General features: G+C 45.0%; 14 protein-coding genes. 9 read left to right on the top strand and 5 right to left on the bottom strand.

The window, feature by feature from the left end:
• Positions 1-59: 59 nt before the first annotated feature.
• On the bottom strand, positions 60-269 hold the full coding sequence (locus tag K5Q73_RS01905; RefSeq protein WP_220758860.1) for a YheV family putative zinc ribbon protein: 210 nt from the start codon (positions 267-269) through the stop codon (positions 60-62).
• A 142-nt stretch (positions 270-411) separates the two neighbouring features.
• Here K5Q73_RS01905 and K5Q73_RS01900 point away from each other — a divergent pair, with 142 nt between their 5' ends.
• Both K5Q73_RS01900 and K5Q73_RS01895 read left to right on the top strand, forming a co-directional pair.
• Positions 412-2,322: an ABC transporter ATP-binding protein gene (locus K5Q73_RS01900; RefSeq protein ID WP_220758861.1), complete on the top strand. Its 1,911-nt coding sequence runs from the start codon at positions 412-414 to the stop codon at positions 2,320-2,322.
• An 81-nt stretch (positions 2,323-2,403) separates the two neighbouring features.
• Entirely contained in the window at positions 2,404-2,883 is a 480-nt protein-coding gene (locus K5Q73_RS01895) for a TIGR02444 family protein (RefSeq protein ID WP_220758862.1), read from the top strand.
• A 119-nt stretch (positions 2,884-3,002) separates the two neighbouring features.
• On the opposite strand, the gene K5Q73_RS01890 is transcribed toward K5Q73_RS01895, so the two are convergent.
• Positions 3,003-4,598 carry a GMC family oxidoreductase gene (locus K5Q73_RS01890; RefSeq protein WP_220758863.1) on the bottom strand — a complete coding sequence of 532 codons (1,596 nt, stop codon included), beginning with the start codon at positions 4,596-4,598 and terminating at the stop codon, positions 3,003-3,005.
• A 263-nt stretch (positions 4,599-4,861) separates the two neighbouring features.
• The gene (locus tag K5Q73_RS01885) at positions 4,862-5,380 is read right to left on the bottom strand and encodes a TAT leader-containing periplasmic protein (RefSeq protein ID WP_220758864.1); all 519 of its coding nucleotides are present in this window, start codon (positions 5,378-5,380) and stop codon (positions 4,862-4,864) included.
• Positions 5,381-5,546: 166 nt separating this feature from the next.
• Between K5Q73_RS01885 and K5Q73_RS01880 the strand changes: the two genes are divergently transcribed.
• From K5Q73_RS01880 to K5Q73_RS01870, 3 genes are all read left to right on the top strand, one after another.
• Positions 5,547-6,527: a hydrolase gene (locus K5Q73_RS01880; RefSeq protein WP_220758865.1), complete on the top strand. Its 981-nt coding sequence runs from the start codon at positions 5,547-5,549 to the stop codon at positions 6,525-6,527.
• On the top strand, positions 6,521-6,775 hold the full coding sequence (locus K5Q73_RS01875; RefSeq protein ID WP_220758866.1) for a YheU family protein: 255 nt from the start codon (positions 6,521-6,523) through the stop codon (positions 6,773-6,775). Before K5Q73_RS01880 ends, K5Q73_RS01875 begins: the two co-directional genes overlap by 7 nt.
• Before the next feature lie 131 nt (positions 6,776-6,906).
• Positions 6,907-7,794, top strand: a complete 888-nt coding sequence (locus tag K5Q73_RS01870) for a phosphoribulokinase (protein ID WP_220758867.1) — start codon at positions 6,907-6,909, stop codon at positions 7,792-7,794.
• Between the two features lie 440 nt (positions 7,795-8,234).
• Here the strand turns inward: K5Q73_RS01870 and K5Q73_RS01865 are convergent, their stop codons facing one another.
• Complete coding sequence (locus K5Q73_RS01865) at positions 8,235-9,017, bottom strand: tetratricopeptide repeat protein (RefSeq protein WP_220758868.1); 783 nt, start codon at positions 9,015-9,017, stop codon at positions 8,235-8,237.
• A 453-nt stretch (positions 9,018-9,470) separates the two neighbouring features.
• Here K5Q73_RS01865 and crp point away from each other — a divergent pair, with 453 nt between their 5' ends.
• From crp to K5Q73_RS01845, 4 genes are all read left to right on the top strand, one after another.
• The gene (gene crp, locus K5Q73_RS01860; RefSeq protein ID WP_012156707.1) at positions 9,471-10,106 is read left to right on the top strand and encodes a cAMP-activated global transcriptional regulator CRP; all 636 of its coding nucleotides are present in this window, start codon (positions 9,471-9,473) and stop codon (positions 10,104-10,106) included.
• 82 nt (positions 10,107-10,188) lie between these two features.
• Positions 10,189-10,524, top strand: coding sequence for a PepSY domain-containing protein (locus K5Q73_RS01855; RefSeq protein WP_374706794.1), 336 nt, complete (start codon positions 10,189-10,191; stop codon positions 10,522-10,524).
• Between the two features lie 109 nt (positions 10,525-10,633).
• Positions 10,634-11,308: a response regulator transcription factor gene (locus tag K5Q73_RS01850; protein ID WP_220758869.1), complete on the top strand. Its 675-nt coding sequence runs from the start codon at positions 10,634-10,636 to the stop codon at positions 11,306-11,308.
• Positions 11,305-12,630 carry an ATP-binding protein gene (locus K5Q73_RS01845; RefSeq protein WP_220758870.1) on the top strand — a complete coding sequence of 442 codons (1,326 nt, stop codon included), beginning with the start codon at positions 11,305-11,307 and terminating at the stop codon, positions 12,628-12,630. Before K5Q73_RS01850 ends, K5Q73_RS01845 begins: the two co-directional genes overlap by 4 nt.
• 71 nt (positions 12,631-12,701) lie before the next feature.
• Here the strand turns inward: K5Q73_RS01845 and K5Q73_RS01840 are convergent, their stop codons facing one another.
• Positions 12,702-13,502 carry a DUF1338 domain-containing protein gene (locus tag K5Q73_RS01840; RefSeq protein WP_220758871.1) on the bottom strand — a complete coding sequence of 267 codons (801 nt, stop codon included), beginning with the start codon at positions 13,500-13,502 and terminating at the stop codon, positions 12,702-12,704.
• Between the last annotated feature and the right edge of the window lie 49 nt (positions 13,503-13,551).

Genomic DNA, 13,551 nt, shown 5'->3' with positions numbered 1-13,551 from the left:
TACACACATGTATAGGTGCTCAGTAATTTAGGGAGGTAAATCGTTAATCCCTCTAGTGCCTATTCCGGATTAAATACCCCTATCACAGCGCCTGTCGCCTTCTTCGTCACTTTCTCTTCGGTTTGTTGCTCACGATAATCACAGTCGACACACTCTACGGTTTCGATGCCATTCTCTTTAAATAACACGATAGACTCTTTAGCTTGGCACTTAGGGCACTTAGCGCCAGCCACGAAACGTTTTTTCACTTTTTTAGTTGTTGTAGTCATGATTTTACTTCCAGTCCATATATGTCTAACATTTTGCCATAAAAGCTGCGCCATGACCGTACTTTTCTGGGATTCACCATAGAAGTAACCATGGGTTCTAGGCTATTATCCCTGCCAATATTTACTGTGTAAGCCGACTTCAATGATCACCATCACTCAAGCTCAACTCGTTCGTGGCTCGAAAACCTTGCTCGATGAAACTTCATTAACCGTCTATCCAGGCCACAAGGTCGGTCTCGTTGGAGCAAACGGCAGCGGCAAGTCTTCATTACTTGCGCTTATCTTAGGAAAAATCAGCCTAGATAAGGGTGAGTTTACTATGCCTAGCGGCTGGCAGATGGCTACCGTGGCACAGGAAACTCCGGCACTTGACGTATCTGCAATTGAATATGTGATTGATGGCGATAGTGAATACCGCGAACTTGAAGCCCAACTGCATGCAGCCCAAGAGGCCGATGACGGTCATAAAATTGCACTTTTGCATGGCAAAATTGATGCGATTGGCGGTTATGCCATTCATTCCCGCGCCGCAAGCTTACTTGCCGGCCTAGGTTTTAGTGAGCAAGAGCAGAGCAACCCGGTGAAAAGCTTCTCGGGTGGTTGGCGTATGCGTCTTAACTTGGCCCAAGCCCTATTATGCCGCTCAGATCTACTGCTTCTCGATGAGCCCACCAACCACTTAGACTTAGATACCATGTATTGGCTAGAGGGTTGGATTAAAGCCTATCAAGGCACGCTTATTCTGATCAGTCACGACCGCGACTTTATCGATGGCATTGTCGATGAAATCGTTCATGTCGAAAACACTAAGCTGAACTACTACAAAGGTAACTACACCTCGTTTGAGCGTGTGCGTGCCGAGCGTATGGCCCAGCAGCAAGTGGCATTTGAGCGCCAGCAAAAAGAGCGCGCCCATATGCAATCTTTTGTTGACCGTTTCCGCTATAAAGCCAGTAAGGCTAAACAGGCTCAAAGCCGCTTAAAAGCGCTTGAACGTATGGCTGAGTTACTGCCATCACAAGCCGATAGCCCGTTCCATATGGCGTTTAGGGAACCTGAAGCCCTGCCAAATCCACTGGTGACTATGGAACAGGTTTCTATCGGTTACGGTGAAACCGAGATCCTTAAGAAAGTTCATCTCAATCTGGTTCCCGGCGCTCGTATCGGTTTGTTAGGCCGCAACGGTGCGGGTAAGTCGACCTTAGTTAAATTGCTTTCAGGTGAGCTCTCACCGATGAAAGGGCAGTATGAAACTAACCCTGGCTTAAATATCGGTTATTTTGCCCAGCATCAGCTAGAGTTTTTAAGCTTAGATGACTCACCACTACAGCATATGGTGCGCCTAGCTCCGACAACTAAAGAGCAGGAGCTGCGTAACTTCTTAGGCGGTTACGGCTTTAACGCCGATATGGCATTGTCGCCAGTCAGGCCTTTCTCTGGCGGTGAAAAAGCCCGTTTAGTATTAGCGCTTTTGGTATGGCAACGCCCTAACCTATTGCTACTCGATGAGCCAACCAACCACTTAGACTTAGAGATGCGTCATGCGTTGACTATGGCGCTACAAACCTTTGAAGGCGCAATGATTATCGTCTCGCACGATAGGCATTTATTACGATTAAGCTGTAGTGACTACTACCTTGTTGACCAAGGTGAAGTCAAAAGCTTTGAAGGTGACTTAGATGATTACCATCAGTGGTTACTCGATGCGGCAAAAAGCGCTGGCAAAGAGGAAGAGTCTGATGCTGGTAAACCCGTTCAGGACAAGAAGCTGCAGAAACGCTTAGAAGCAGAGCTGAGACAGAAGTTATCACCGCTTAAAAAAGTGCAGACTAAGCTTGAAAAAGAGCAGCATAAAGCTAACGAGCGTCTAAAAGAGCTTGAAGATATGCTAGCCGATACTAGCCTTTATGATGCCGATAATAAGGCTAAACTGACTCAAGTTCTCGCTGAGCGTACCACACTGACTCAAGGGCTTGAGGAAAGTGAGATGGAATGGTTGGAAATCCAAGAAGAGATAGAAACCATTGAGCAAAGCGTTCGCGCCGAAGCCTAAATTACTCGCAAGTAAACATAGGGGAGCATGGCTCCCCTTTTTGTTACTATAGCTAGCATCAAATGATATCGGTGCGCCTCTATGACATTATCTTGCCCTATAAACCTCAACTTATGGCGCGATTGCGATGCCCTCTATATGGAGCACCAAACTCTGTGCTTACAGTTACAAGATGACCACCAGCTCAATGTCAACTTGTTGCTATTAGCCCTTTGGCTCGATAAGCATCACTATTTACTCCCCAATCCACAATGGCGCCAGCTACAGCAAGACACTCGCTGCTGGGAAGAAAAGCTGCTATTGCCCTACAGGCAGTTAAGACGCCAAAGCAAAGCCTGTCTTGAAACTGACGAATATCGACAGATGTTAGATTTGGAGCTGATGCTGGAGCGTAAATCTCAGGCGATGATTTTAACTGCACTCGAACTTATGCCGCTAGAAGGGCAAACAAGTACTAGTACTAGTACTAATCTAAGTAGTAACCATAACCTAAGCCATTATCTAGCCCTGTTTAATTTAGATAGCCGCAATTACCCCTCATTGCAGAGCGCTTCACAATAGAAAAGCAGCCCTAGCTTTTTTCTTCGTGTCCTCCGTGTAGCAAACCAAGTGAGCGCTTCGTGGTTTATCGCTTTTAACGCAAATAAACCAGTTTGCTCTGGCTTCATATTTTTTATTTATTAATCAGGTTTGGGCTTAAGCTTCTCGGCTAACCGCGTCGCGTTTCTCGCGGTAATACCGTAGATAGACAGCTGCGGATTTGCACCTAAGCTGGTTGGGAAAATCGACCCGTCCATCACTGATAAATTGTCAAAATAGTGCGACTCACCGAAGCTGTTGACCATCGACAGCTTGGGGTCCTCTCCCATAGGACAACCGCCCATCACATGTGCCGATGCCACTACGGTTTTCAGCGGTGCCAAATCCATTTCGCTAATAGATTTTTTAGCCTCATTCCAGTTCGACAAATAGGGCATTCCCTCACTGATAGGCAACACCTGCTGCGCGCCCGCTGCAAATTGCAGCTCAGCCATGCTGGCATATGCACGCCGCGCTGCACGCCAAAACGCATCGGTTAGCGGGTAATCAAGGCTGAAACCATGTTCGGTTAGCCTCACCTGCCCCCCTTGGCTATTGTCATGATAACCATCTCTTACTAAGGCAATGGTGACCTGCAATTGGTTAAACTTCTCCATCAACTGCGCATGGCTCTGGCCATAGCCAATGGTTTTTGAGGCGATCAGAATTGGATGAATAGGTGGAACTTCAAGCTTGTAGCCTAGCTCTCCATCGGCGCCATCCTGCCAGACAAACTCATCAGAATAGATAGACTGAGGTGCACCGCTGTGACCATTAATGGGATCGCTAAATACTGCGCCACTGAGCAAGGTTGGATGCAAGAAAGTGCGTTTACCGATGATCTCAAAGGGATCGGGCAGCTTAGAACGCAGCATAATCGTCGGAGTATGAATCGCTCCAGCCGTGAGAATATAGTGCTTTGCCTTAAACATGACTTCCACGCCTAATGGCTTCATATTTTTGTCGACCGCTTGCGCCTTCACCGCAAAAATCTTGTCGTTATGATGCTCAAGCTTAATAACCTGAGCCTGGCTGACCAAGGTTGCGCCACGTTCTAGCGCTGCAGGGATTGTGGTGACCAACATAGATTGCTTAGCATTGACCGGGCAGCCCATGCCGCAATATCCGGTATTCCAGCAGCCTTTTACGTTACGCTTAATCACAGTGTAATCCCAGCCTAATGCCTCACACCCTTGCTTTAAGGCTTGATTATTACGGTTAGGATCGTAAGCCCACTCACTGATGTTAAGCTGCTGCTCCATCTTCTCAAACCAAGGATCGAGTTCGGCGCGAGAAAGCCCAGCAACCGATTTGGCTTGGGCCCAATAATCCAGTGCTGGCTCAGGAGTACGAATCGAAGTGGTCCAGTTAACGGTAGTGGAGCCGCCCACGCCGCGCCCCTGAAAAATGCCAATCGCTTTGTCGCTAGTCTTCATTCCAGCCGCTTGCTGATAAAGATCGGGATAGGCGACTCGCTCCTCCATCACAAAGTCTTTCGATGACTTGAGTTGCCCCCCCTCAATGATGATCACCGACAGACCCGCCTCGGTAAGAATTTCTGCGGCAACGCCGCCACCGGCTCCGCTGCCGACAATCACCACGTCAGCTTCTAAAGTTTGGTTTTCAGTGAGCTTAGATGCATTTATATGAGCCCAACCGGAATCGAGCCCGGTTACGATAGGATCTTCAATGGCCATAAACGATTTCCTTTGCCTGCTGATGAGTCTTAACCAATAAATTCACTTCATATCCTCTAGAAAACTTGATTCACCGTAATGCTGTTAGTCCCAATTGACTCCAATGCTCAGGGCTACAATAGCTATTAACTCATCGCATCACTTCATATCCTCAAGACTTCATATTTTCAAGGAACGTCGGCTTAGCGTAATGCTGTTGGTCCCAATTGACTCCAATGCTCGCGGCTACAATACTCATTAACTCATCGCATCACTTCATATCCTCAAGACTTCATATTTTCAAGGAACGTCGGCTTAGCGTAATGCAGTCGACTCCAATGCTCAGGGCTAGAGTAGTAACTCGCCATCACTAGCTCCCTCAATCCTTGGTAAGCTGTGACCATCATGTCCATATAACTCGTACGCCAACTTTGTAGCATCTCTATCAATTCGGATTGGTTTCGCATCATCAAAGGCGTCATGCTGCCAGTTAATATCAGCAGCCCTAATCGCCCCTCTAGCATTTGCAGCAGTTGTTCTAGTTCATCAAAAGTATCTTGGGGAAGGATGGAGATTGTGTGCTCGATGGCATCTAGCGTTCGATTTATCGCATCGCGTTTTAATGTGGCAACATCGGGGAGTGCGCCATCAAGAAAGACTGGTACTAATACACTAAATAACAGGCGATGCTTGTCATCTAGCTGCTTATTAATGCCGACATAATCTGTCGAGTAATAATTCACCCCCAGCGCTAAGCATGCAGTACCTGCCAATGCGGTTGTGATAAAAGTCCGTCGCTCCATCGAGTCCTCTCATTCTTATAGTTAAGTTCGTGGCGGCAAAACATCACGGCCTTGATACTTACAACTGGAAACAAAGCGAATAAAAGACCTGTTTAAAATCTATGTTACACTCTGCTGACAATAACAATTAAACACACGTTTTAATTTTCAGCAATAGCCAATTATTATGAGCCAGATATTTTCTCCCCCTTGGTGGGCTAAAAACCCGCATATCCAAACGATTCTTCCAGTACTGACCAAAGTGGACAAACCACAACTGCAACGTGAGAGATTGGAACTTAGCGATGGTGATTTTATCGATCTCGACTGGCAAGGCTCCCCAAAAGACAATCAACCTATACTGGTCATTATTCACGGCTTAGAAGGGAGTGCTCAATCTCATTACGCTCGTCGCATGTTAGCCGCCTGTAAGGCTATAAAATTATGTGCCGTGGTGCATCATCACCGTAGCTGTTCAGGCGAACTCAACCGACTCGTTAGAGGGTATCACAGTGGTGATACTCAAGACCTGCAAACCAGCTTAAGCCACTTAAAAGCTCAATACCCCAGCTGTCGCTTACTTGCGGCAGGCTATAGTCTAGGTGGCAATGTGCTGGTCAAATATCAAGGTGAGCAACAAGAGCGCAGCCTAATTGATAGGGGCGTTGCCATCTCGGCTCCTCTGCAACTTGGCTCTTGTGCCAATAGATTGGAGAAAGGCTTCTCTAAAGTTTATCAAAGCTATCTAATTAAACAGCTGCAAGAAAAGATGCGCGGTAAAATAGCCAATCCAGAGCTCCAGCCTTTAATGCCCATAAACAAGAGCGACATTGAACAGCTCAAGACCTTTTATCTATTTGACGATAAGATCACCGCGCCGCTACATGGCTTTAGCGATGTTGATGATTATTACACTCGCGCTAGTGGCTTGCCTTACTTAAGCCAAATCACTAAACCGACCTTAGTTATTCACGCTAAAGACGATCCCTTTATGACTAATGCCGTTATCCCAACGCCACAGCAACTGTCGGCTCAAGTGCAATATGAACTGCACGATAATGGTGGCCATGTGGGCTTTATCGAAGGTGGTAGCCCTTGGCGTCCACAATATTATCTTGAAAAGCGTGTATTGAATTTTTTAACTTCATTGGAAGCATCAGCATGTTAGTTCCTTATGAGTCTTTATCGCAGTTATCTAGCGAAACTTTTGACAACCTCATCAAAGAGTACCTTATCAGCCAAGTCGAAGATGGCAGCTTTTCTGGCGACGGTGAACACAGCATGGATAGGGCTATCATTCAGTGCAAGACTGCGCTCAAGCAGGGCCTGTTAGTGGTTGAATATAACGAAGAAGAGGAATCCATCGGTATTAGACGTAAAGAAGATATCGTCTCTCAAGAGAGTGAATACGATTAAATTGACCTAAGCTAAGCGAGTCCGTATAACTGAAGATACTAAACCGCAATCTGCTTACCAAAGTCACTATCACTAGCTTTATTTGGCTAATGCACGAGTGATAGTTAACTCTTTATATTTTGGGTAAAAAAATGTCAGCGAAACATCCTATTATTGCAGTAACTGGCTCCTCTGGTGCGGGCACGACGACCACGACAACGGCATTCAACCATATCTTTAGACAGTTAGGGATCAATGCCGCTATTGTTGAAGGCGATAGTTTTCACCACTTCACTCGGCCTGAAATGGCGGTGATGATCCGTAAAGAGAAGACCGAGAATCGAAATATTAGCTACTTCGGTCCAGAAGCTAATGACTTCAACCGTCTTGAGCAGTGCTTTAGTGATTACAGCAATACTGGGCAAGGAGAGACTCGAGCCTACTTACACACTTTCGATGAAGCCGTTCCCTTCAATCAGATGCCTGGTACTTTCACGCAGTGGCATCCACTGCCTGAAAATACCGACATGCTCTATTATGAGGGTCTTCATGGCGGTGTCGTTACCGATGATTGTGATGTTGCCCAGCATGTCGACCTGCTGATAGGCATGGTTCCTATCGTCAACCTTGAGTGGATCCAAAAGATTATTCGTGACACCTCAGAGCGTGGGCATAGCCGTGAGAAGGTGATGGATTCTATTGTACGTAGTATGGATGATTACATTAACCATATGACGCCGCAGTTCTCTCGTACCCATATTAATTTTCAGCGTGTCCCCACGGTAGATACCTCTAATCCATTTAGCGCCAAGAGCATTCCCACTTCAGATGAAAGCTTTGTGGTGATCCGCTTTCGTGGAATTAAAAATGTCGACTTCCCTTATTACCTAAAAATGATCCAAGGTTCATTTATGTCTCGTATGCATACCCTAGTGGTGCCCGGTGGCAAGATGTCCCTAGCGATGGAGCTTATCCTAACTCCGCTGGTAAAAGACTTGATGGACAAGCGACTAGAGCTTATTTCTGAAGATGGCGAGTAACTATCTCTAAGCACGGATTATTAAGATTAGTTTAAGCCAGCTTATGTAGACTGCTGCTTATCGGGATTTCAGGCGAAAGAACGATAAGTTAGCATTCCCTTGGAGATGAATTCCCCCATCTTGATCTGTTTGTCTTCTTGGGATTGCTAGCTGACCTTTTACCAAAAAATCTCCCTAAAATAAATTCCACCGACACGCTTGATCTGTTTGTCTTCTTGGGATTGCTAGCTGACCTTATTTTATAAAAAACCACAAAAAGCAAATTCCACCTTCACGCTTGCTCAGCTTACCTTCTTGGGATTGCTAGCTGACCTTATTTTATAAAAAAACCACAAAAAGCAAATTCCATCTTCATGCTTGCTCTGTTTACTATCTGAGATTACTCGCACAAAAAAAGCCCCTATTTAGGAGCTTTCTATTCATGCTGCTAATCTTAGTTGCTAATTGTCAGTTAGCGGTAAAACCTCACGATAAGGCTCGTAGTTTTGATAGGTCTTGAGTCGCTGCTTGAACTCTGCAGTTTTACTTTGATCTGCACTCAAATTTAAGGCTTCAATTGCTTTTTGCTGGGTCGAAATAGCGGCATCAAAATCGCCTATTTCAGCATAAGCGGCGGCAAGATTATCTAAGTTTGTCGGATCTTGTTCATTCGATTCTAGTAATGCCAAAGATAACTCTAGTGCTTTATCACCGTTACGATATTGTGCTTCTGGACAGGTCGCTAATATCCAAGCCACATTGCCTAGAGAAATCATATCACCCACAGCGTTAAACTGTTCGACGGCCTTTCCGCAATTTCGCTCAATTCCTTGGCCACCAGCGGCATAAATAAAGCCCAGTCTAAAGTTTGCCCATTTACTTCCTTGTTTGCTTAACTCGCTATACCACTGCTCAGCAGTCGTAAGATCGCGCTCTATTAAGCTACCTTCAAAGGCCAAGTCTGCCATCGTTTGCTGAGCTTTGGCATGTCCAAGCTGAGCGGCGTCGGTGAGCCACTGTACACCTAGGTCTCGATTTTGTGAGACAAAACGACCAGACAAGTACATTAAACCCAATAGATATTGAGCATCTTTGTCACCCTGAGTCGCTTTTAGTTGAATATGAGCGAGGCGGCTTGCCTCTTCCGTACCTTTAGGTTGTGGGATCGAGAACGCACTAGCTCCACTGCTAACAGCTAAACACAAGACCACAACAGTATTTAAAATCCAAGGTCTACAATTCACGATAGGCTCCTACAACGCATAAAAAATGACTGACAATATGAACAATCGCTATCAGCCTCTTTATATTATTCTGCCTCAAGTTAGCCAGAAATTAGCCGCAATGTCGAGTGCAAATACCACATAATTAGTAATGATAATTATTTTTATTAGTACTAATTTATAGTTTGGAGCATAAAATATACACAGACATGCAGGCCAGCATTCATCCTAAGGAATCAGATTGTAACAAGATGTGATATAAGCCTAATTGTTAACTCAACAATTAGGCTTAGCTACGGATTCAGTTGACATATATTGCTAATGTATCAGAATACGTATATCTAAATGGCTAGGTGGCTTTGAGTGGGCAAGTCTAAACTAAGACTTCTATCAAGGTTTTAATAGCTTAATTGACGTAAGATGCTTAATTAGCATATTCTTACTTTATAACGTAATCAGCCGAGGAACATAGGCATGGCTCTGATTGGAAAGCCAAAACCAGATCCAACTTTGGAATGGTTTTTATCACACTGTCACATTCATAAATATCCAGCCAAAAGTACTTTGATCCACGCTGGTGAAGATTCAGATACGCTTTACTACATAGTAAAAGGTTCTGTTGCTGTCTTGATTAAAGACGAAGAAGGTAAAGAGATGATTCTTTCTTACCTTAACCAAGGCGACTTTATCGGTGAGCTAGGTTTATTTGAAGAGCAAGCAGAACGTACTGCATGGGTTCGCGCTAAGCAAGCTTGTGAAATTGCTGAAATCTCTTACAAGAAGTTCAAGCAGTTAATCCAGGTTAACCCAGAAATCTTGATGAAGCTTTCATCACAGATGGCTTACCGTCTACACAGCACAAGCCAGAAAGTAGGCGATCTTGCTTTCCTTGACGTTGCTGGAAGAATTGCACAAACATTGCTTCACCTTGCAAAGCAGCCAGATGCAATGACGCATCCAGATGGCATGCAGATCAAGATCACTCGTCAAGAGATTGGCCAGATTGTTGGCTGTTCTCGTGAGACTGTAGGTCGTATCTTGAAAATGCTTGAAGAACAAAACCTTATCCAAGCACACGGCAAAACTATTGTGGTTTACGGAACACGATAAGTCAGTATTAAGCTCGGTTTAAGACAGCTTCTATAAAGTGGCCTGAGATTATCTCAGGCCATTTTTTTATTAGGAGTTCAGTGTGAAACTAGCATTATATCTATGCCTTATGGCTGCGATGCTACACTTGCCTGCAGCGGTCGCTAATCAAAAAATTGAAGTTCAACACTATGAAGCGCAGACCTTAGTCAAAAGCGGTCAAATCCTCTCCCTAGATCTTACTCTAAGTAGTATCCAAGCCATGTGCCATGGCAAGCTCATTGATGCGCACTTATATCAACACCATGGTAAGTGGCGCTACGAAGTGCAAATTCGCACTCTAAAAGGTCAGCTCGTTGAACTAGTACTCGACGCTAGCACTGGCCAACTCGCTAAACCTACTCAGCTTCCAGCCAGCTGTAACGCCGAACAAGTTTAATAATGACTTAAGAATCAAATCTAATTTCACTGAAATAGTATTTTTGAGTTAACATGAATTTATGCTGTAAATCGCCTGTTACCATACAGGGCATCATTGAGAGCACCCTATGAAATTACTTCTTGTTGAAGACAACACCCTATTAGTCGAAGAGCTAGTTAAACAGCTTAAGCAAGCTGGTTATGTAACTGACAGCACAGACAAAGTCAGTGAAGCCGATTACTTAATCAAAGAAACCAACTACGACTGTGTCATTCTCGATATTGGCCTACCTGATGGTAATGGCCTAGAACTGCTTGAAAATTGGCGTGAGCAAGGTATCCACACTCCAGTGATTATGCTTACAGCAAGAAGCCAGTGGCATGAAAAAGTCGAAGGCTTTAACTCTGGCGCCGATGATTATTTAGGAAAGCCTTTCCACACCCAGGAATTATTGGTTCGTATTCAGGCTCTAATTCAGCGTGCACACGGCAAGGCTAACACTCCGAACAAGCAGCTCACTTATTCTGGCGTAGCCCTCGATGAGGGGCAGCAATCGGTGACGGTTGGCGAGCAGACATTTGAACTTACTGCCATGGAGTTTAGATTACTTAAAATCTTCCTTATGTCGCCTAAAAAGCTGTTATCTAAAGCTCAACTGACCGACAAGCTTTATCAATTTGATGATGAGAAAGAGAGTAATGTGGTTGAGGTTTACGTGACTCACCTACGTAAGAAGCTTGGCAAAACCGCCATCGAAACTCGTCGTGGCCAAGGGTATATCTTTCACGGCCTAACTCAATGATTTCAATCCGTACCAAACTAAGTCTGTGGTTAACAGGCTTAGTGGTGATCGCCACCGCCGTGGGGATTATCTTTTTCGAGTCTATGCTACGCCAAGCTTTTCACGATTCGATCATTGCCAGATTACAGGAAGATCTGCAGCAAGTCCTACTTGCCACTCACCTCGAAGATAGCACCTTTAGCATAGACGAGAGTCAATTATCCAGCTTCTATCGCCCCGTATATTCAGGACGTTATTACCAACTCGATCTGCCTGAGCAGGAGTTAAGGTCACGCTCTTTATGGGATCAACGCCTCGAAGTGGTGGACCTAGAAAAAGGTGAAACCCGAGCCTGGCAGACTAAAGGGCCACAAAATCATGATATTCAGCTGCTCTCTATCGGTTTAAAGTCAGACACCTCAGGGCTCAATGCCACACTAACCGTTGCTCAGGACTTGAGTATTGGTCGAAAGGTATTTTCTGAAGTCTACGGCACTAAACTCATCGTAAACCTCGCCATGTTACTGGCAATGATCACAGGTATTTTCTTGGTCCTTCGCCAATCATTTAAACCCGTTCACCAGATGAAAGATACCTTAGCGAAGTTACGTGAGGGAGAAATCTCCTCCTTTGACCTCAACTCGATTCCACTCGAACTGCAGCCATTAGCGAAAAACTATAATGAGTTACTCGCATACTCCAGTAAGCAGATAGAGCGCAGTCGTAATAATTTGGGTAACTTAAGCCATGGGCTCAAAACCCCACTGGCCGTGATGCAACAGCAAGTCGAAGCTCTGTATTTAAAAGCACCAGAGTCGGCTGATGCGCTACAAAAACAGCTGGATTTAGTGCATAAGATGATTGAACGTAAACTGGCTGCTGCGCGGATCACCGGTGACATGCTACCAGCGGCGCAGATGCAATTGCCAAAAGATCTCGAAGACTTAGCCCAGACCCTTAATAAGGTTCACCGCACCAAGTCTATTCACTGTCGCTTCGATATCCCAAACGCTATCACTAGACTGCCTATGCACCGTGAAGACGGAATGGAGCTGCTGGGCAACCTACTCGATAACGCTTATAAGTGGGCAAGTTCAGAAATCAGAGTCTGTATTAGCAATCATGAGCAGCAGCTTAAGCTGAGTATTGAAGACGATGGCCCTGGAGTTGAAACAAAAGAGTTGGCGTTATTAACTCATAGAGGCAAGCGTCTCGATGAAGCTACCATGGGGCACGGCTTAGGCTTATCAATCGTTAAAGATATTGCCGAGCAGTACAAAATTGAACTTAAGTTTGAACACAGCCAGAGCCTATCAGGCCTGAAAGTGACCTTACTGTTTTAATACTGCATCAATTAACTCACCCACAAAAAAGCCGGACTCAAGTCCGGCTTTTTTACATATTAGCGTAGGAACTAACCATTGACGTTTGTGCTTTCGAAGATCTTGTCAGCAGAGGCCGCCACAAAGCCTGTGTAAAGCTCTCCGTCCGGTTTTGGATATCGCAAGGCAAACTCGTAAAAACAGCTAGGAATGTTAATCACAGCGTCTGAGAAGCTAACAGAGATCCTATCAGCCATCGTCGATGATTGTTCCAGTAACACCTCTGGAGTGCCCTTCACTTCTCCGCCTGATGCATTCAAAACAAAACCAGCAGCTTTTAAGGTATCGTTCACCTCAAAAATAGTATCAAAGCCCGCTAAGTGGTTAATCGACACTGTAAAGTGATTCGCTCTGTAACCAAAAGCGGCGACCCAAGCAGCGTACTCACTCTCGGCAAGTAAGGCTTCATAGGTCTTAGTATCCAGTTCCCAGTGACGACCTGAGTACAAGAAATTGTTGGCTGTCGTTGCAACAGTATCGATCTGTTCAATCAAGCCTTGCACGGTTAATTGCAGTTCATCGCTAAACTCTTCGACTAGTAGCTCAGAGATAAACACTTTAGGCTGTGTACTGTCAGGGTGCTCAAAGTGCTTAGCATTTAGCTTCTTGGCTTCAAATTTATAGTCGCCACAGGCAACATAGCCAATTGATTCAAAATGCTTAGCTAATACTTCAAGGTTAACCTTGGCAATATTAAAGGTTCTAAGTGCAATATGATCGTTAATGATTGCACTGCCTTTCGACAATAGCTGATGGACCTTTGCCGCCGAAGGCGTCATTTCGATATAGTCTTGCCAAAGTGCTTCAAATAGCGCGTTTACATTCGTGTGCATTGTTAACTCCTTTACGCCAGCGTGTCACCTGCTTATTTATTTGTCTATT

This window comes from Shewanella sp. MBTL60-112-B2, from assembly GCF_019655055.1.
Classification (GTDB): Bacteria; Pseudomonadota; Gammaproteobacteria; order Enterobacterales; family Shewanellaceae; genus Shewanella.
Note: the sequence above shows the minus strand (reverse complement) of the source record. Positions and strands in the feature narration are given on the sequence as shown.

What these genes read in the sequence shown, in the direction of transcription:
- K5Q73_RS01905 (WP_220758860.1), bottom strand. Translation starts at nt 269, where the DNA reads ATGACTACAACAACTAAAAAAGTGAAAAAACGTTTCGTGGCTGGCGCT.
- K5Q73_RS01900 (WP_220758861.1), top strand. Translation starts at nt 412, where the DNA reads ATGATCACCATCACTCAAGCTCAACTCGTTCGTGGCTCGAAAACCTTG.
- K5Q73_RS01895 (WP_220758862.1), top strand. Translation starts at nt 2,404, where the DNA reads ATGACATTATCTTGCCCTATAAACCTCAACTTATGGCGCGATTGCGAT.
- K5Q73_RS01890 (WP_220758863.1), bottom strand. Translation starts at nt 4,598, where the DNA reads ATGGCCATTGAAGATCCTATCGTAACCGGGCTCGATTCCGGTTGGGCT.
- K5Q73_RS01885 (WP_220758864.1), bottom strand. Translation starts at nt 5,380, where the DNA reads ATGGAGCGACGGACTTTTATCACAACCGCATTGGCAGGTACTGCATGC.
- K5Q73_RS01880 (WP_220758865.1), top strand. Translation starts at nt 5,547, where the DNA reads ATGAGCCAGATATTTTCTCCCCCTTGGTGGGCTAAAAACCCGCATATC.
- K5Q73_RS01875 (WP_220758866.1), top strand. Translation starts at nt 6,521, where the DNA reads ATGTTAGTTCCTTATGAGTCTTTATCGCAGTTATCTAGCGAAACTTTT.
- K5Q73_RS01870 (WP_220758867.1), top strand. Translation starts at nt 6,907, where the DNA reads ATGTCAGCGAAACATCCTATTATTGCAGTAACTGGCTCCTCTGGTGCG.
- crp (WP_012156707.1), top strand. Translation starts at nt 9,471, where the DNA reads ATGGCTCTGATTGGAAAGCCAAAACCAGATCCAACTTTGGAATGGTTT.
- K5Q73_RS01850 (WP_220758869.1), top strand. Translation starts at nt 10,634, where the DNA reads ATGAAATTACTTCTTGTTGAAGACAACACCCTATTAGTCGAAGAGCTA.
- K5Q73_RS01845 (WP_220758870.1), top strand. Translation starts at nt 11,305, where the DNA reads ATGATTTCAATCCGTACCAAACTAAGTCTGTGGTTAACAGGCTTAGTG.
- K5Q73_RS01840 (WP_220758871.1), bottom strand. Translation starts at nt 13,502, where the DNA reads ATGCACACGAATGTAAACGCGCTATTTGAAGCACTTTGGCAAGACTAT.